Source organism: Bradyrhizobium sp. CCGUVB1N3, from assembly GCF_024199925.1.
GTDB lineage: Bacteria > Pseudomonadota > Alphaproteobacteria > Rhizobiales > Xanthobacteraceae > Bradyrhizobium.
On sequence record NZ_JANADR010000001.1, the window covers coordinates 6,004,337 to 6,021,731 of the forward strand.

A 17,395-nucleotide genomic window follows, 5' to 3' on the forward strand; every position below is an offset into this window, starting at 1 on the left:
CACCCTACCCAAGCTAATGCCTGCCTACGCCCTTGCTGCGATCGCAGCGGCTTCCGCGGCAGCACGCTGCATGCTGGTCGACATCTCGTTCGTGACCGTGCTCTGCTCCTCGACGGCGGCGGCGGTCGAGGTGACGTATTCGCTGACGTTGTTGATCGCCTGCTTGATCGAGCCGAGCGCGCTGACGACGTCGCCGGAGATGCCGTTGAGGTTGCCGATCTCCTGGCCGATCTTGTCGGTCGCCTGTCTGGCCTGGTTGGCGAGGCTCTTCACTTCCGATGCGACCACCGCGAAGCCGCGGCCGGCCTCGCCGGCGCGCGCCGACTCGATCGTGGCATTGAGCGCGAGCAGGTTGATCTGCCCGGTAATACTGTTGATCATCTCGATGATTCCGCTCATCGCCTGCGCCGCCTCGGTGAGGCGCTGGGCCTGCGCGTCGGCGGAGGCGACCTGCTCCACTGCGCTCATCGCGGTCTCGCGGGATTTGGTCATCGCTTCGGAAATCTCCCGCACCGAGGCGTTCAATTCCTCCGAACCCGCGGCGACCGATTCCATCATGCCGCGGACGCGCTCGTTGCCCATGCGGACCAGCACCTGCTTCGTGGTGTCGGTGGCGTATTTCACCACCTTGAACGGCTTGCCGTTGAGATCGAGGATCGGGTTGTACGAGGCCTGGATGTAGACCTCCTTGCCGCCCTTGCCGATACGCTTGTATTCGGCCGCCTGGTACTGGCCGCGGTTGAGCGCGGCCCAGAACTCGCGATACGCCGCACCGTCGCGTTCCGACGGCTCGACGAACATGCTGTGATGCTTGCCCTTGATCTCGGAGAGGCCGTAACCGAGGGTGGCGAGGAAATTGTGGTTGGCGGTGATGATCGTGCCGTCCATGTTGAACTCGATCACCGCCTGCGCCTTGTCGATCGCCGCGAGCTGGCCGACGAGATCGGCATTCCTCCGCTTCTCCGCGGTGACGTCGGTTGCGAACTTGACGACCTTGAAGGGCCTTCCCTTCTCGTCCAGCACGGGATTGTAAGAGGCGAGAATCCAGACGTCGCGACCGCCCTTTCCGATCCGCCTGAACTCACCGGACTGAAGCTCGCCACGATTGAGGGCGGCCCAGAACTCGCGGTAGGCGGCGCCGTCGCGTTGATCGGAGGGCATGAATAGGCTGTGATGTTTGCCCTGGATTTCGGCGAGGGAGTACCCCAACGCGTTGAGGAAATTGTCGTTGGCGGTCACGACGGTCCCGTCGAGATTGAACTCGATCACGGCCTGCGCGCGGCTTATGGCGGCGGCCTGGGCCTCGAAATTGAGATTTTGCAGGCGAATCGACGCATCGGCCCACTCGACCGCCGTGCCGGCGCGCCTTCCATCCGGATGCTTCAACGGCGTCGCAACCAGATCGAAGCTCCACTGACCAATCTTGATTGTTGCGCGATGCTTGGAATTGAGAGCCTCGAGCATCCGCCGCTGATGGCTGGGATTCTTGTGGAAGATGTCGATGTTGCTGCCGATCAGGCGATCGACGCTAAACTGCGGCAGATCCTTCTTGAGATCGGCTTCCGCGTTTCGCAGAAGGCGGGTCACGGACTCGTTCATATAGACAATGTTCAGGTTCTCGTCTGCGATCATGACGTTTGCGTCGATGACCTTGGCGGCCAGCAACGCGTACGCATCGAAACTCGGCTTGCGTCCAAACATCAATGCTCTCCGTATGAATGCGCCAAATAAACCGCGCGTCCAGGGGACCTCATAAGCTCGTGCCGGCAGTGCGAGAATCTGGCGAGCGGGACATCTTTGCAGATAAAGCTCGAAGAAAGTTCTAATAGACTTGTCGGAAATCGGCGGTCCGGAGTCGCGCGCCGCTTTGAAACGGAGCCGGTTCACCGCAGAGTTGTCCTGTCGCGCCATGCTGTCGCGAGCGGCCGTAGCACTACGGTCGCGGCCGCGCTTTGAGCGCGCGCCGCCCATTCCACCACAGCGTCAGATTCCACGTCACGCAGGTTGCAAGCGCAAGAGACAGGCCTACCGCCGATCCTAATTTCACGACCGCGACGTGCAGCACCGCGATCGCCATGCCGAAGCCGAGTAGACCCCAGGCAGAGTTGGCAAGCACAGCGGCGGTCGGCGGACCGCCGATGCGCGGGTGCAGGATCACCATCATGCTGGTGAAGACGATCGGATAAAGCGCGATGATACCGCTAACACGCGGCCCGACCCAGCCTGACGTTGACACCACGATGGCAACGAGGGTTGCGACCAGCGCAGCGCGGAAGGGAATGTCATACCAGCGGCGCGTCACCAGCGGCATCTTCACATGGCGATAACGCGCCAGCAGCGGAATGCAGATACCGAACGCGATCAGGTTGGCGGCAAGCCCCGCCGTGAGCGACCAGTCGAACTGGCGGATGATCGAGGCAAGCACAATCCAGACCGCGACTGCCGTACCGCAGCTGACGATGAGGTTGCGCCGCTGCGCCAGCACCACGTAGGTGAGCCCAAGGAAGATCGTCGCGGCGTTGACGGGAAGGCTCGCCAGCGCACCCTGCGCGATGAAGCCGGCATCGTGATCGAGCGAGAGGAAGACGTAGGAAGGACCGGCCGAGATCGGCAAGGTCGCGACCAGTCCCCCAATCACGGGGCCTGAGCGCTCGGCGACGATCGACGCCGTCACGACAAACGCCGCAGCGATCGCCATGCGCAGGAGAACGAAGAGGAGGAAGGTGAGTTCGGCGGGCATTTTTTCTTCTTACCCTCCCCTGGAGGGTCCGAGACGAGCGCAGCTCGCTCGTGGGTCGCAGTGCATGGAGCGAAGCGGAATGCGCAGCGGGGTGGGGTGACGGTCTGTCGACGGAAGCGGTGCCGAGTGGAGAGATCATCCCACCCCGCTCGCGCTGCGCGCGATCGACCCTCCCCCTCCAGGGGAGGGTAAGGAAGTCACATCCTCTGCATCGACACCGACACCTTCGGGCCGTTCTTGATGGTCTGGTAGACCACGCAATAGCGCTCGGTGAGTTTCAGCAGGAGGTCGAGCTTGTCCTGCGGCGCGTCGGTGTCGATCTCGAAGCGCAGGCGGATTTCGGCGAAGCCGACCGGGGTCTCCTTGTCGACGCCGAGCGTGCCGCGGAAGTCGAGATCACCTTCAGCGTAGACATTGCCGGTTTTCAGCGGCACATCGATCGCGGTCGCGACCGATTTCAGTGTGACGCCGGCGCAGGCGACCAGCGCCTCGAGCAGCATGTCGCCGGAGCAGAGCTCAAGCCCGGAGCCGCCGGTCGCCGGATGGAGGCCTGCCACCGCGAGCGCGCGGCCGGTCTCGACCTTGCAGGCGATTCCGTCGCTGTCGGTCGAGCCCTTGGCCTTCAGCGTGATCAGCGCGGCTTTCGGATCGGTCTTGTAGCGTTCCTTGATCGGGGCCTGCATCTGGCGGAGTTCTGCGGCATCCATTTTTGTTCTCTCCCGGAAGATCGCCCCTCGATGTACCGGCTGGGAGCAAAATTGTCACCACCACATCGCCTGGCCGGGACCCTGGGTTGCGTCACGGTCAGGCACGTTGCGATCGAGCGAGCGGTCGAGCGAGGTCAAGACGTTGCGCTTGAAACTGTCGAACAGCGGCGAGTTGCGGTCGCGCGGGCGCGCCAGATTGATCTCGATCTGGTCGAAAAGCCGGCCCGGCCGCGGCCGCATCACGAGCACGCGATCGGCCAGCACCACGGCCTCGTCGACGTCGTGGGTGACCAGGATCAGCGTCGGGCGCGTATCGGCCCAGAGGTCGAGCAGATGATCCTGGAGATCCCTGCGGGTGAAGGCATCGAGCGCCGAAAACGGCTCGTCGAGCAGCAGCACTTCGGGCTGCGGCACCAGCGCACGCGCGATCGCGACGCGCTGCGCCTGCCCGCCCGAGAGCTCGCGCGGCCAGGCCTCGGCCTTGTCGGCAAGCCCGACGCGATCGAGCGCCCGCGCAACTTTTTCGCGCCGCTCGCCGGCGGGAAGGTCCGCAAGGCCGAAGCCGATGTTGCCGGCGACACTGAGCCAGGGCAGCAGCCGCGGCTCCTGAAAGATGATGCCAATCTTGGCATGCGGCGCCGTGATCGTCTCGTTGTCGAGCGTCACTGCACCCGTGCTGGCGCGATCGAGGCCCGCGATGGCGCGCAGTAGCGTGGACTTGCCGCAGCCGGAACCGCCGATGATGGCGACGATCTCGCCTTGCTTGATCGCGGCGGAGAACCGCGCCAGCGCCTCGACGCCATTGGGATAGGTTTTGCTCACCCGTTCGAGCGCCAGCATCACGCCCCTCCCCGCTCGCGCCCAAAGGCATCCTGCCAGCGGAGCAGCGGCGCCGTTGCGATCTCGATCAGCCAGTCGGTGAGCTTGCCGAGGATGGCGAAGATCACGATGGCGGCGAGGATCTGCGCCGGCTTGCCGAGCTGCTGGCCATCGAGCAGGAGATAGCCGAGACCTTCGGAGGCACCGATCAATTCGGCCGCGACCACGAACATCCAGCCCAGCCCGAGGCCGACGCGCAGCGAGACCACATAGGCCGGCAACACCGCGGGCAGCAGGATGCGGCGGATCATGGCCGGGCCCGGGAGACGGAAGACGCGGCCGACCTCGACGATCTTGCGATCGACCGAGAGGATCGCACCCATCACCCCGAGATAGACCGGAAAGAACACGCCGACCGCGATCAGCACGATCTTCGAGGTCTCGAAAATGCCAAGCCACAGGATGAACAGCGGCACCCAGGCGAGCGACGGGATCGCGCGCAGCGCCTGGATGGTCGGATCGAGCAGCCGGCGCGCCAGCGCCCAATAGCCGGAGACGGCCCCGAGCAGCGTGCCCGCGACGACACCGAGAGCGAAGCCGAGGCCGACGCGCCACAGCGTCGCGGCGATGTGCCGCGTCAGTTCACCGGAGCGGGCGAGCTCCACGATGGTCGTGAAAATGCGCGATGGCGGCGGCACCAGCCGGCCATTGGAATAGCCGAGCCAGACCACAAGCTCCCAGCCAAGCGCGAGCGTCAGCGGCAGCAACAGCCCGAGCAGCGGCCGCGCATAGCGCGCGACGCGCGAGGGAGCGCGCACTGCGGCACTGTCGGCGTGTTCCACGGCTGGCGCGTCAAAGGTCATGGCCATAGCAAGCGCGTCTCTCGAGGGAATGCAAGGGAGCGCAACATCCTCAATCGTCGTCCCGGCGAAGGCCGGGACCCATAATCCCAGGGAGATGTTGTGGCACGAGCTAATGGTTGCCAGCCTTCGCCAAACCACTCCCTGGGATTATGGGTCCCGGGCTCGCTTCGCGCCCCGGGACGACGAGCGGAGTTTGTTGCGCCGGCCCGCCTCTTCCCGACAGAACTAATTCGTCGGCAGCGGGACCTGGTCGTCAATCAGGGCATCGAGCGTGGCCTTGACGTCGACTTTGGCGTCGACGACGCCGGCCTGCTGGAGCGCGAGGCCGGCGGCGAGGATCGACTCGCGCTGCGGCGCGCCGATGCGGCTGTGGGTGAGCTCGGTGCGCTCCTTGAGCTGCTTGTCGACGACCGCATCGGGCAGCTTCGTTACCGCGACGAAGGTCTTCTTCAGCTCGTCGTAATTGGCCAGCGAATACTTTCGCGCGTCCTCGTACACGGCGAGCACGCGGCGGACGATGTCCGGATAATCCTTCAAAAACTGCTCGCGCACATTGAGGATGCCCCAGGTGTTGGCGTCAGCCTTGCGGTAGAACAGCTTCGCGCCCTCCTCGACCTCGGCCTGCGCCATCATCGGATCGAGGCCGGCCCAGGCATCGACGTCGCCGCGGATCAGCGCGGTCTTGCCATCGGCATGCTGGAGCAGCACCGGCGTGATGTCCTTCTCCGACAGCCCCGCGCCTAACAGCGCGCGCACCAGGAAGATGTGCGGATCGGTGCCGCGCGTCACCGCGACGCGCTTGCCTTTGAGATCAGCAACATCAGCGATCTTGGAGTCTTTGCCCGTGACCAGCGCCGTCCATTCGGGGCGCGAATAGACGTAGATCGACTTGATCGGGTTGCCGTTGATCCTGGCGACCAGCGCCGCCGAGCCTGCGGTCGAGCCGAAATCGATCGAGCCGGCATTGAGGAATTCGAGCGCCTTGTTGGAGCCGGCCGACTGCACCCAGGTAATGCTGATGCCGTCCTTGGCGAATTCCTTCTCGATAAGCCCCTTCTGCTTCAGGACCAGCGACACAGGATTGTAGGTCGCCCAGTCGATGCGAAGCTCCTTCAGCGGCTCGGCCGCGCGCACCAAACCAGGGGTCAGCGCGAGCGCCACAGCGCCCGCCAGCAGAATGCGTCGTGAAAATCCGGTCATGCCCACCTCCTTACGAAACTTCATTGTTTTTCAATGAGTTATACCTAGAGGTCAACGAGAAAATCGCTGTCTTGAAACCAGGCCGACCGAGAACAAATTTGTCGAAAGCCGGCCTTTCCAAGCATGGAACGACTATTGCGAGAGAATGGCGGGTGACAGCGCCTGTCACCTCTTATATCCGGTGAAGCATGGACAGTGTCGCGCCCCAGCACAAGCAGGAGATGGATGATCGCTTCGACAGCGCGCGGGTTACCGCCGCAGTCGATGCGCTTGCTGCAAAGCATGAGGGGCGCGAGGACACGTTCCGCACGGCGATGGCGCAACTGCTCAAGACCGAGCTGATCGCAGCGCGCGCCGAAGCGCAGAGGATCCTGCTGAAAGACCGCCACGGAAGGCGTTGCGCCGAGCGGCTGTGCCATGTGCAGGACGAGATCATCCGCATCCTCTATTCGGCCGCGACCCGCCATCTCTACCGCTCGCCGATCCCGACCGGCGCCGAACGGATGGCCGTGGTGGCGACCGGCGGCTATGGCCGCGGCCTGATGGCACCGGAATCCGACATCGATCTCTTGTTCATCCTGCCCTACAAGCAGACCGCCTGGGGTGAGCAGGTCGCCGAAGCCATCCTGTATTGCCTCTGGGACATGGGCCTGAAGGTCGGTCACGCCACGCGCTCGGTCGATGAATCGATCCGGCAGGCACGCGGCGACATGACCATCCGCACCGCGATCCTGGAGACGCGCTTCCTCACCGGCGACCAGCCGCTCTATGACGAGCTGGTCGCGCGGTTCGACAAGGAAGTGGTGCAGGGCACGGCATCCGAATTCGTCACCGCAAAGCTCGCCGAGCGCGAGGAGCGGCATCGCCGCGGCGGCCAGTCGCGCTACCTGGTCGAGCCCAACGTCAAGGATGGCAAGGGCGGCCTGCGCGACCTGCACACGCTGTTCTGGATCGCGAAATACGTCTATCGCGTGCGCGACACCGACGAGCTCGCCGAGCGCGGCGTATTCGACGCGCAGGAGTACCGCACCTTCCGCCGCTGCGCCGACTTCCTCTGGTCGGTGCGCTGCAACTTGCATTTCTACTGCGGCCGCGCCGAGGAGCGTCTCTCCTTCGATCTCCAGCGCGAGATCGCGGTCCGCCTCGGCTACACCTCGCATCCCGGCATGCAGGACGTCGAGCGCTTCATGAAGCACTACTTCCTGGTCGCCAAGGAAGTCGGCAATCTCACCGCCATCCTGTGCGCGAAGCTGGAGGACCAGCAGGCCAAGCCCGCGCCGGTGCTGAGCCGGATGATGGCGCGCCTGCGGCCAAGCACCGTGAAGCGGCGCGTGCCCGACAGCGACGACTTCATCGTCGACAACAACCGCATCAACCTGGCTGCACCCGACGTGTTCAAGCACGATCCGGTCAACCTGATCCGCATCTTCCGCCTGGCGCAGAAGAACAACCTCGCCTTCCACCCCGACGCGATGCGCACCGTGACGCGCTCGCTCAACCTGATCAACGCGCAACTCCGCGAGAATCCCGAAGCCAACCGGCTGTTCATGGAGATCCTGACCTCCAACGACGCCGAGACCGTGCTGCGACGAATGAACGAGACCGGCGTACTCGGCCATTTCATCCGCGCCTTCGGCAAGATCGTCTCGATGATGCAGTTCAACATGTATCATCACTACACGGTCGACGAGCATCTGATCCGCTGCATCGGCTTCCTGCAGGACATCGAGCGCGGCGGCATCGAGGAGTTCACGCTCGCCAGCGACCTCATGCGCAAGACACGGCCCGAACACCGGTCGGTGATCTATATCGCGACGCTCCTGCACGACATCGCCAAGGGCCGGCCCGAGGATCACTCCATCGCGGGCGCCAAGGTGGCGCGGCGGCTCTGCCCGCGGCTCGGCTTCAGCCCGGCCGATACCGAGCTCGTGGCGTGGCTGATCGAGGAGCATCTGACGATGTCGACGGTCGCGCAGTCGCGCGACCTCTCCGACCGCAAGACGATCGAGAACTTTGCCGCCGTGGTGCAGTCGGTCGAGCAGATGAAGCTGCTCACGATCCTGACCACCGCCGATATCCGCGGCGTCGGCCCCGGCGTGTGGAACGGCTGGAAGGCGCAGCTCTTGCGCTCGCTCTATTACGAGACCGAGCCGGTGCTGACCGGCGGCTTCTCCGAAGTCGACCGCGGAAAACGCCTTGCCGCCGCGCAGGCCGAATTCCGCATTGCGTTTGCCGAATGGCCGAAGGAGGAGCTGGATGCCTATGTCGGCCGGCACTATCCGGCCTACTGGCTCAAGGTCGAGCTGCCGCGCAAGATGCGCCACGCCCGCTTCGTCCGCGCGAGCGAGCAGGCCGGCCACAAGCTCGCAATCAATGTCGGCTTCGACGAGGTGCGCGGCGTCACCGAGCTCACGATCTTCGCCGCCGACCATCCCTGGCTGCTGTCGATCATCGCGGGCGCCTGCGCGTCGGCCGGCGCCAACATCGTCGACGCCCAGATCTACACCACGACCGACGGCCGCGCGCTCGACACCATCTCGATCTCGCGCGAATACGACCGCGACGAGGACGAGGGCCGCCGCGCCACCCGCATCGGCGAGATGATCGAGGACGTGCTGGAAGGCAAGCTGCGGCTGCCCGAGGTGGTGGCCCGGCGCACCGTGCGCAGCAAGGCGCGCCCCTTCGTGATCGAGCCGGAAGTGATCATCAACAACCAGTGGTCCGACCGCTACACCGTGATCGAGGTCTCCGGCCTCGACCGCCCGGGACTGCTCTACGAGTTGACCACCGCGATCTCCAAGCTGAACCTCAACATCGCCTCCGCGCATGTTGCGACCTTCGGCGAGCGCGCGCGCGACGTGTTCTACGTCACCGATCTCCTCGGCGCCCAGATCAACGCGCCGACGCGACAGGCGGCGATCAAGAGCGCCTTGACCCATGTGATGGCGGGCGAGAAGACGGTTCAGCCGGCAGCGTGAGGTGGCGCGCCCCGACTCTCTTCTTTCGTCATTCCGGGGCGCGTGCAGCGCGAGCCCGGAAGGACGAAGCGAAAGTGCGGCGCGCGTGACCGCTAAACTTCGACCCCCTCATGCCTCAGCAGCCAGCGCTTGCGCTCGAGGCCGCCACCGTATTTCACCAGCGAGCCGTCAGCGCCGATCAGGCGGTGACAGGGCAGCACCACGCTGATCGGATTGGAGCCGTTGGCATGACCGACGGCGCGCACCGCCCTGGGCATGTCGAGCTTTGCGGCCAGCGCGCCATAGCTCAGCGTAGTGCCTGAGGGAATCGTTGCGAGCGCCGTCCAGACCTTGCGCTGGAACGGCGTGCCGGCGACACGCCATTTGATCGACTTGAGCTTCGCAAGATCGCCCTCGAAATAGCCTGATAGCGCCGATCGCATGTCGGCCGGCGCGCGCTGCGCGCGCAAATCCACCGCGCCATAGTGCAGACGCAACAGCTCGCGCATACGGCGATCGTAGTCCTCCCAATCGAGCGCGCGCAGGACGCCGTCGGCATCGACGACGAGCAATGCGGTCCCGATCGGCGTCGTCAGATGATCGAGGCCAAATCGCTCGGGTGGATTTGTTGATGACGTGGACATTCTGGGCTCATCACATCGCGGGACTGTCGCACTTGTCATGCGAAGCATGTTAGCGTCCACCCGAATCCTGATCCACTTTTGGGGGCACAATTGATCTGGATCGCCAATCTCCTGGTCGCGCTGGTCGCGGCCCTGCACGTCTTCTTCCTGGTCCTGGAGATGTTCCTCTGGACCAAGCCGCTCGGCCTCAAGGTCTTTCGTCAAACGTTCGACAAGGCCGTGAGCTCCGCGGTGCTGGCCGCCAATCAAGGGCTCTACAACGGCTTCCTCGCCGCCGGCCTGATCTGGGGCCTGGTGCAGGGCACACCGGCCTTCGCCGTCCAGATCAAGGTATTCTTCCTCGTCTGCGTGATCGTTGCCGGCGTCTTCGGCGCTGCCACCGTCAGCAGTCGCATCCTGCTCGTGCAGGCGCTGCCCGCCGCGATTGCTCTGATCGCGCTGTATCTCGCCTAAACCGCTCCGGTGCGCCATCGCGATCCTTGCGTGGCGCAGAACCTTCCGCCACAATTCCCGACAGCGATGGCGGCCGCTCAAAACGGGCGCAATCAGACCATCGGCAGATAATTCCGTCAGGAGGAAGATTCCGGATGAACAATCGTCTAGCTCATTTGGCCGCCACCGCGGCCTTCGCCCTTGCGCTCGCGGCTTCCCCAGCGCTCGCGCAGAAGAAATACGACACCGGCGCGACCGACACCGAGATCAAGATCGGCCAGACCGTGCCGTTCTCCGGGCCCTATTCCGTCTATGCCAATATCGGCAAGACGCAGGCCGCCTACTTCAAGATGATCAACGATCAGGGTGGCATCAACGGTCGCAAGATCAACCTGATCCAGTATGATGACGCCTATTCGCCGCCGAAGACGGTCGAGCAGGTGCGCAAGCTGGTCGAAGGCGACGAGGTGCTGTTCACGTTCCAGATCATCGGCACCGCAGCCAATGCCGCCGTGCAGAAATATCTCAACGGCAAGAAGGTGCCGCAGCTGCTCGCCTCGACCGGCGCGGCACGCTTCAACGATCCGAAGAACTATCCCTGGACCATCGCCTATAATCCTAACTACGTGTCCGAGGGGCGCATCTACGCAAAATACATTCTCGAAAATCACCCCAATGCCAAGGTCGGCGTGCTCTACCAGAATGACGACATGGGCCGCGACTATCTCGCCGGCCTGAAGAGCGGCCTCGGCGACAAGGCCGCCAGCATGATCGTCGGCGAGGTGTCCTACGAGGTCACCGATCCCACGGTCGACTCGCAGGTGGTCAAGCTGAAGTCGATGGGCACAGACGTGTTCTTCGACGCCTCGACGCCGAAATTCGCGGCACAGGCCATCAAGAAGCTGGCCGACCTCGGCTGGACGCCGGTGCACATCGTCGACATCAATGCGAGCCCGATCTCGGCGACGCTGAAACCCGCGGGCCTCGACATCTCCAAGGGCATCATCTCGACCCAGTATGGCAAGGAGCCCGGCGATCCGCAGTGGAAGGACGATCCCGGCGTGAAGGCCTTCTTCGCCTTCATGGACAAGTATTTCCCGGAAGGCGACAAGCTCAACACCGTCAACACCTATGCCTATTCGGTGGCCGAGTTGCTGACGCAGGTGCTGAAGCAGTGCGGCGACGATCTGACGCGCGAGAACGTCATGAAGCAGGTCGCCAGCATCAAGGACTTTACCCCGAGCTTCGCGCTGCCCGGCATCAAGATCAACACGGGACCGAACGACTTCCGCGTCAACAAGCAGATGCAGATGATGAAGTTCAACGGCGAGCGCTGGGAGCTGTTCGGCCCGATCATGGAGGACACCGGACCGTCGGGTTAGTCTCGTCAGGCCAACGCTCTCTCCGACTCCCTCCCCCTTGCGGGGGAGGGAACGCAGCGGAAATTGTGGCGAGAGATGTCCCTCGTTGAGGCGAACGCCGCCCTCGCCTACTCCGGTATCTCACCAAAATTCTTGCCGACCGGCTGCACCGCATGCCGGATCAGGCGGGAGTCTTCGACCGCCGCTTGCCGGTGTTTCACCGCTTCGCGATAAACGGGATCGCGGATCATCTCGACGAAGGCGGCGACGCCTGGATATTCGGCGATGAAGCAGTGGTCCCAGCGCTCCTCCTGCGGACCAATCAGCATGATCTCGAACTTGCCCTGCCAGACGATGCGGCCGCCGAGGCGTGTGAACACCGGGCCACTTTCGCGACCATAGGCCGCATAGGCCTCGGCGCCGGACGCTTTGCGGCCGTCCGGATAGGCCGCCTCCTTGCGCAGGCGGACCAGGTTGAGCATGTGGATCGGGCCCGGGCGGTCGTTCTCCCGGAATTGCGCGAAAACCTCCTTGGTCGGATCGATATGGCCCATGAGCGTTCCCTTTCGTTGATGGCTCGATCCTAGCTTTGCCGCACGCCTCGCGGAACCACCGGCGCGCGCCCGCCGCACCTCCTAATCGTGCGTTAAGCTTTGCGTAACCGGGCCTTAAACAGCCGCCGTTACCGTGCAGCGGGGCGGGCTGACCGGGCGTTTTGGGGATGGCGTTGGGAAAGAAAAAAGGCGGGCGCAAGGAGCCGCTGTTTGGCTTGCCCGCAGCGCTGGCCGATTTGCGCCTGACGGCGGCCGATCGCATCCCCAATGCCTCGGACGACAAGCCGAAAAAGGCCAAGGCCAAGCGCCAGAGCGACGATGCCGATGACGAGCCGCCGCGCGAAAGGAAGGCGCCCGTGAGCCGCAGCGGCGCAAAGCGAAGGTCGAAGTCGAAGATCGGTTTTGGCATTGGCCGTCTCGTCTATTGGGGCGCGGTGCTCGGCCTCTGGGGCGTGATCGCCGTGATCGGCGTCGTGATCTGGGTCGGCGCCCATCTGCCGCCGATCCAATCGCTGGAGATTCCAAAACGCCCGCCGACGATCCAGATCGTCGGCATGGACGGCAGCGTGCTCGCGCAACGCGGCGAGATGGCCGGCGCCAATGTCGCCCTGAAGGATCTGCCGCCATATTTGCCGAAGGCCTTCATCGCCATCGAGGACCGCCGCTTCTATTCGCATTTCGGCATCGACCCGGTCGGTATCTTGCGCGCCGCCGTCACCAATGTTCTCCATCGCGGCGTCTCGCAGGGCGGCTCGACGCTGACGCAGCAGCTCGCCAAGAACCTGTTCCTGACGCAGGAGCGCACCATGCAGCGCAAGCTGCAGGAGGCCGAGCTTGCGATCTGGCTGGAGCGCAAGCACTCCAAGAACGAGATTCTGGAGCTCTACCTCAACCGCGTCTATTTCGGCTCCGGCGCCTATGGCGTCGAGGCCGCAGCGCAGAAATATTTCGGCAAGTCGGCCAGGAACGTGACGGTCGCGGAGGCCGCGATGCTCGCGGGCCTCGTCAAATCGCCCTCGCGCCTTGCGCCCAACCGCAATCCCGAAGGCGCCGAGCAGCGCGCGCAGGTCGTGCTCGCCGCGCTGGCGGAGGCCAAATTCATCACCGAAGCGCAGGCGCAGGCCTCGATCGGCCATCCCTCCTACAATGTGAAGCCGGCCGGCGCCGGCACCGTGAATTACGTCGCCGACTGGATCGGCGAAGTGCTGGACGATCTCGTCGGACAGATCGACCAGAGCATCACGGTCGAGACCACGATTGATCCAAAGCTCCAGAGCGTGGCGGAAGCCGCCATCATCGATGAGCTCGCGGCGAAAAGCGTGAAGTTCAACGTCAGCCAGGGCGCGCTGGTCGCCATGACGCCCGACGGCGCGGTGCGCGCCTTGGTCGGCGGGCGGAACTATTCCGAGAGCCAGTACAATCGCGCGGTGACCGCCAAACGCCAGCCGGGCTCATCGTTCAAGCCGTTCGTCTATCTGACGGCGCTCGAGCAGGGGTTGACGCCCGACACGATCCGCCAGGACGCGCCGATCGAGGTCAAGGGCTGGAAGCCCGAGAACTACACACATGAGTATTTCGGCGCGGTAACGCTGACGCAGGCGCTCGCGATGTCGCTCAACACGGTCGCAATCCGCCTCGGCCTCGAGGTCGGGCCGAAGAACGTGGTGCGCACCGCGCACCGGCTCGGCATCTCCTCGAAGCTCGAGCCCAACGCCTCGATCGCGCTCGGTACCTCCGAAGTCTCGGTCGTCGAGCTGGTCGGCGCCTATGCGCCGTTCGCCAATGGCGGCCTCGCCGTGTCGCCGCATGTGGTGACGAAGATCAAGACGATAGAAGGCGGCAAGCTGCTCTACATGCGCCAGGGTGACGAGCGCAACCAGGTGATCGAGCCGCGCTATGTGGCGATGATGAACACGATGATGCGGGAAACGCTGATCTCCGGCACCGCCAAGAAGGCGGAGATCCCCGGCTGGATGGCGGCCGGCAAGACCGGCACCAGCCAGGATTACCGCGACGCCTGGTTCGTCGGCTACACTGCCAACCTCGTCACCGGCGTCTGGCTCGGCAATGACGACAACTCGCCCACGAAGAAAGCCACCGGCGGCGGCCTGCCGGTGGAAGTCTGGTCGCGCTTCATGCGCACCGCGCACGAAGGCGTGCCGGTCGCAAGCCTGCCGAATTCGCAAGTCGGCTGGGGTCTGTCGAACCTCGCGCAGGCGGCCTCGCAAGTCTCCGCCCCGACGCAGCCCGCTCCCGTCAGCAACGGTGGCACTCGCCCGCCCCCGACGCGCGCCAATGTGCGACCGGAGCCGGCCGCGGGGCTCGATGGCTGGCTGATGGATCGGTTGTTCGGCGGGAACCGGTAGCTGATCAGGCGCGATCAGACTTGGCCTGAACAAAAAGCTCGAAAACAACCCCATGCAAAGTAGCCGTCGACGGCCGGCGTGACGCACGGTGGATCTGCGTAGCCATCTGACACATCGGACAAATCAGCGGGCACGGCGCAATTTCGCTGCGCGTGGGGTCAGGCGTGCTGACGTCACCACCTTTTCGACTGTCATTCCCCGCGTAGGCGGGGAATCCAGTACGCCGCGGCTTCTCCGTATTCGTTACCGCCTCTGGAATACTGGATCGCCCGCCCCAGTGCGCAAGTGCGCACAAGGCGGGCGATGACACCTTCAATTGGGCTGGTAACGAGGACTCAATCCTCGATCCCGTACCGATGCAGGTCGTTGCCGTGCGTGTCGAGCCACTTCTTGGCGCGCTCGACCGACGGGCAGACCTTCGCGCACACCCGCCAGAACCGCGGTGAGTGGTTCATCTCGACGAGATGGGCGACCTCGTGGGCGGCGAGATAGTCCAGCACGTAGGGCGGCGCGAGGATCAGGCGCCAGGAGAACGACAGCGAGCCGGCGGAGGTGCAGGAGCCCCAGCGGCTCGACTGATCGCGGATCGACAGCCGCCTGACGCGAACGCCGAGCTCGCCGGCGTAAGCTTCCGCCGACCGCTGCAGATCGTGGCGCGCCTCGCGCTTCAGGAAGTCATGGACACGGCGATCGACGTGATCGACGCCGCCGGCAACGCAGATGATGCGCTCGCCGCTGTCGCGCACTTCCGTCCACACCGTGCCGCGCACGCCGGCGCGATGCACGATCCGATGCGGCAAGCCACGAAGCGGTATCACGGTGCCCGTCTGGAACGGCGCGGCCTTGGGCAAGCGGCCAAGGCGCGCGGCTATCCATGCACCGTGACGCTGCGCGAAGTCTTTTGCCTCCGCGAGCGTGCCACGCGGCGGCATTGTGAGGATCGCTTCGCGATCGCTCGGATGAATTCGAAGCGTATAGCGCCGCGCGCGACGGTGTCGGCGCAGCCTTATCGCAAAGAATTGCGACCCGTGGTGGATCACAAAGGTCTTGGGTTCGTGGGGCCGCCGATAAAGGAGCGCGCGAGTGGCCATGTCTGTCAGTCCGGGGAGCAGGAGTTCGCCCGGATTCTGCCATAACCGCCGCCACGGAAAGCGCTCGGCGCAAAAACAAATCATTTGCCCAATATACAGGGGTTGGCAGCCCGGGAGGCCCTACAGACTGGGGTTGGAACCCGATTTTTTCGCCCCCGCTGGACGCATGCTGGGGCCCCAAAATCTGAGGCCGCACTCACTCCTAGGAGGCTACCTAAATACCGCGAATCCGACGGGAACCCGGGCCCGTCGGAAGGCCCTGGCGGACGCGGGAAACCCGAAAAAGCGGCCTATTCGGCCGCCAGCGCCAGTGAAGCCTTCGGATTCGCCGCCGAAATCATGAAATCGTGGATACGCGGCACGATTTCCGACTTGAAGCGCGAGCCATTGAACACGCCGTAATGTCCGACGCCCTTCTGCACGTAATGCACGCGGCGATTTTCGGGGATCGAGCTGCACAAACCATGCGTCGCTTCGGTCTGACCGAGACCCGAGATGTCGTCGTTCTCGCCTTCCACCGTCATCAGCGCAACACGCGTGATCTTGGTGGGATCAACCCGCGTGCCGCGATGGGTCATCTCACCCTTCGGCAGCGCGTGCTTGACGAACACGGTATCGACCGTCTGCAGGTAATACTCCGCGGTCAGGTCCATCACCGCGAGATATTCGTCGTAGAAGTCGCGGTGCTTGTCGACGAGATCGCCGTCGCCCTTCACCAGATGGGCAAACAGCTGCTTGTGCGCATCCATATGCCGGTCGAGATTCATGCTGATGAAGCCGTTGAGCTGCAAAAAGCCCGGATAGACGTCGCGCATCATGCCGGGATGCGGGAACGGCACCTTGGTGATGACGTGGTTGCGGAACCAGTCGATGCCGCGCTCTTCGGCAACCTTGTTCACCGCGGTCGGATTGCGGCGGGTGTCGATCGGGCCGCCCATCAGCGTCATCGAGGTCGGCACGAACGGGTCGCGCCGCGCCTCCATGATCGAGACGGCCGCGACGACGGGGACGGAAGGCTGGCACACCGCCATCACATGGGTGTTGCCGCCGAGCACATGCAGCATCTCGATGACGTAGTCGATGTAGTCGTCGAGATCGAAGCGGCCTTCGCTCAGGGGGACCATGCGAGCGTCGGCCCAATCGGTGATGTAGACCTCATGCGCGGGCAGCAGGGCCTCGACAGTGCCGCGAAGCAGCGTCGCGTAATGGCCGGACATCGGCGCCACGATCAGGACGCGCGGCTGAGGGCTGCGCAGCGGACGGGTGAATTTGCGATCGAAATAGAGCAGCCGGCAAAACGGTTTTTCCCAGACCGGGCGGACCTCGACGGGAACACGTATGCCGTTGACTTCGGTGTCGTCGAGCCCCCATTCCGGCTTGCCGTAGCGGCGCGTGGTGCGCTCGAACAATTCGCAGGCCGCGGCCAGCGATTTGCCGACATCGGTGTGCGACCACGGATTCAGGGGATTCTGAAACAGGATCTTGGTGGCGTCGGTGACGGCGCGCGCTGGATTGAGAGAGGCATGCGCCATCTCGTACATCCAGTACATCGGCGTCGTTAAGACCGGACTGCCTTCGGCCACTAGGGGCGGTGCGCCGCCAAACTCACCAATGGGCATTATCGTACATCCTCTCGCATCGCAGCATACTGCCGAATGCGT

14 protein-coding genes are annotated in these 17,395 nt (G+C 64.2%); 4 read left to right on the forward strand and 10 right to left on the reverse strand.

Going from position 1 to position 17,395, the window contains the following annotated elements:
* Positions 1-24 precede the first annotated feature (24 nt).
* From NLM33_RS28655 to NLM33_RS28680, 6 genes are all read right to left on the reverse strand, one after another.
* Positions 25-1,701 carry a PAS domain-containing methyl-accepting chemotaxis protein gene (locus tag NLM33_RS28655; RefSeq protein WP_254101090.1) on the reverse strand — a complete coding sequence of 559 codons (1,677 nt, stop codon included), beginning with the start codon at positions 1,699-1,701 and terminating at the stop codon, positions 25-27.
* Positions 1,702-1,933: 232 nt separating this feature from the next.
* Entirely contained in the window at positions 1,934-2,740 is an 807-nt protein-coding gene (locus NLM33_RS28660; protein WP_254101092.1) for a hypothetical protein, read from the reverse strand.
* Positions 2,741-2,937: 197 nt separating this feature from the next.
* Positions 2,938-3,447 carry an OsmC family protein gene (locus NLM33_RS28665; RefSeq protein WP_254101094.1) on the reverse strand — a complete coding sequence of 170 codons (510 nt, stop codon included), beginning with the start codon at positions 3,445-3,447 and terminating at the stop codon, positions 2,938-2,940.
* Positions 3,448-3,501: 54 nt separating this feature from the next.
* A complete protein-coding gene (locus NLM33_RS28670) occupies positions 3,502-4,287 on the reverse strand; it encodes an ABC transporter ATP-binding protein (RefSeq protein ID WP_254101096.1) in 786 nt (261 codons plus the stop codon).
* Complete coding sequence (locus NLM33_RS28675; protein WP_254105917.1) at positions 4,287-5,129, reverse strand: ABC transporter permease; 843 nt, start codon at positions 5,127-5,129, stop codon at positions 4,287-4,289. The genes NLM33_RS28670 and NLM33_RS28675 overlap by 1 nt, the downstream gene beginning before the upstream one ends.
* Positions 5,130-5,354: 225 nt before the next feature.
* Entirely contained in the window at positions 5,355-6,329 is a 975-nt protein-coding gene (locus NLM33_RS28680) for an aliphatic sulfonate ABC transporter substrate-binding protein (RefSeq protein ID WP_254101098.1), read from the reverse strand.
* A 188-nt stretch (positions 6,330-6,517) separates the two neighbouring features.
* Here NLM33_RS28680 and NLM33_RS28685 point away from each other — a divergent pair, with 188 nt between their 5' ends.
* Positions 6,518-9,307 (forward strand): [protein-PII] uridylyltransferase, encoded by a 2,790-nt coding sequence (locus tag NLM33_RS28685; protein WP_254101100.1) that lies wholly within the window; start codon positions 6,518-6,520, stop codon positions 9,305-9,307.
* 92 nt (positions 9,308-9,399) lie between these two features.
* Here the strand turns inward: NLM33_RS28685 and NLM33_RS28690 are convergent, their stop codons facing one another.
* Complete coding sequence (locus NLM33_RS28690) at positions 9,400-9,930, reverse strand: methylated-DNA--[protein]-cysteine S-methyltransferase (protein ID WP_254101102.1); 531 nt, start codon at positions 9,928-9,930, stop codon at positions 9,400-9,402.
* A 90-nt stretch (positions 9,931-10,020) separates the two neighbouring features.
* Here NLM33_RS28690 and NLM33_RS28695 point away from each other — a divergent pair, with 90 nt between their 5' ends.
* Both NLM33_RS28695 and NLM33_RS28700 read left to right on the forward strand, forming a co-directional pair.
* Positions 10,021-10,383 carry a DUF1304 domain-containing protein gene (locus NLM33_RS28695; RefSeq protein WP_254101104.1) on the forward strand — a complete coding sequence of 121 codons (363 nt, stop codon included), beginning with the start codon at positions 10,021-10,023 and terminating at the stop codon, positions 10,381-10,383.
* Between the two features lie 134 nt (positions 10,384-10,517).
* Positions 10,518-11,744 carry an ABC transporter substrate-binding protein gene (locus NLM33_RS28700; RefSeq protein WP_254101106.1) on the forward strand — a complete coding sequence of 409 codons (1,227 nt, stop codon included), beginning with the start codon at positions 10,518-10,520 and terminating at the stop codon, positions 11,742-11,744.
* A gap of 107 nt (positions 11,745-11,851) precedes the next feature.
* Here the strand turns inward: NLM33_RS28700 and NLM33_RS28705 are convergent, their stop codons facing one another.
* Complete coding sequence (locus NLM33_RS28705; protein WP_254101108.1) at positions 11,852-12,277, reverse strand: DUF1330 domain-containing protein; 426 nt, start codon at positions 12,275-12,277, stop codon at positions 11,852-11,854.
* 167 nt (positions 12,278-12,444) lie between these two features.
* Here NLM33_RS28705 and NLM33_RS28710 point away from each other — a divergent pair, with 167 nt between their 5' ends.
* A complete protein-coding gene (locus tag NLM33_RS28710) occupies positions 12,445-14,643 on the forward strand; it encodes a transglycosylase domain-containing protein (protein WP_254101110.1) in 2,199 nt (732 codons plus the stop codon).
* 335 nt (positions 14,644-14,978) lie between these two features.
* Here the strand turns inward: NLM33_RS28710 and NLM33_RS28715 are convergent, their stop codons facing one another.
* Together NLM33_RS28715 and NLM33_RS28720 are read right to left on the reverse strand one after the other, a co-directional pair.
* On the reverse strand, positions 14,979-15,818 hold the full coding sequence (locus NLM33_RS28715) for a M48 family metallopeptidase (RefSeq protein WP_254101112.1): 840 nt from the start codon (positions 15,816-15,818) through the stop codon (positions 14,979-14,981).
* A gap of 206 nt (positions 15,819-16,024) precedes the next feature.
* The gene (locus NLM33_RS28720) at positions 16,025-17,353 is read right to left on the reverse strand and encodes a polyhydroxyalkanoate depolymerase (RefSeq protein ID WP_254101114.1); all 1,329 of its coding nucleotides are present in this window, start codon (positions 17,351-17,353) and stop codon (positions 16,025-16,027) included.
* Between the last annotated feature and the right edge of the window lie 42 nt (positions 17,354-17,395).

Bases quoted from the DNA above. Each gene is read 5' to 3' on its own strand.
- NLM33_RS28655 (WP_254101090.1), bottom strand. From the start codon at position 1,701: ATGTTTGGACGCAAGCCGAGTTTCGATGCGTACGCGTTGCTGGCCGCC.
- NLM33_RS28660 (WP_254101092.1), bottom strand. From the start codon at position 2,740: ATGCCCGCCGAACTCACCTTCCTCCTCTTCGTTCTCCTGCGCATGGCG.
- NLM33_RS28665 (WP_254101094.1), bottom strand. From the start codon at position 3,447: ATGGATGCCGCAGAACTCCGCCAGATGCAGGCCCCGATCAAGGAACGC.
- NLM33_RS28670 (WP_254101096.1), bottom strand. From the start codon at position 4,287: ATGCTGGCGCTCGAACGGGTGAGCAAAACCTATCCCAATGGCGTCGAG.
- NLM33_RS28675 (WP_254105917.1), bottom strand. From the start codon at position 5,129: ATGACCTTTGACGCGCCAGCCGTGGAACACGCCGACAGTGCCGCAGTG.
- NLM33_RS28680 (WP_254101098.1), bottom strand. From the start codon at position 6,329: ATGACCGGATTTTCACGACGCATTCTGCTGGCGGGCGCTGTGGCGCTC.
- NLM33_RS28685 (WP_254101100.1), top strand. From the start codon at position 6,518: ATGGACAGTGTCGCGCCCCAGCACAAGCAGGAGATGGATGATCGCTTC.
- NLM33_RS28690 (WP_254101102.1), bottom strand. From the start codon at position 9,930: ATGTCCACGTCATCAACAAATCCACCCGAGCGATTTGGCCTCGATCAT.
- NLM33_RS28700 (WP_254101106.1), top strand. From the start codon at position 10,518: ATGAACAATCGTCTAGCTCATTTGGCCGCCACCGCGGCCTTCGCCCTT.
- NLM33_RS28705 (WP_254101108.1), bottom strand. From the start codon at position 12,277: ATGGGCCATATCGATCCGACCAAGGAGGTTTTCGCGCAATTCCGGGAG.
- NLM33_RS28710 (WP_254101110.1), top strand. From the start codon at position 12,445: ATGGCGTTGGGAAAGAAAAAAGGCGGGCGCAAGGAGCCGCTGTTTGGC.
- NLM33_RS28715 (WP_254101112.1), bottom strand. From the start codon at position 15,818: ATGATTTGTTTTTGCGCCGAGCGCTTTCCGTGGCGGCGGTTATGGCAG.
- NLM33_RS28720 (WP_254101114.1), bottom strand. From the start codon at position 17,353: ATGCCCATTGGTGAGTTTGGCGGCGCACCGCCCCTAGTGGCCGAAGGC.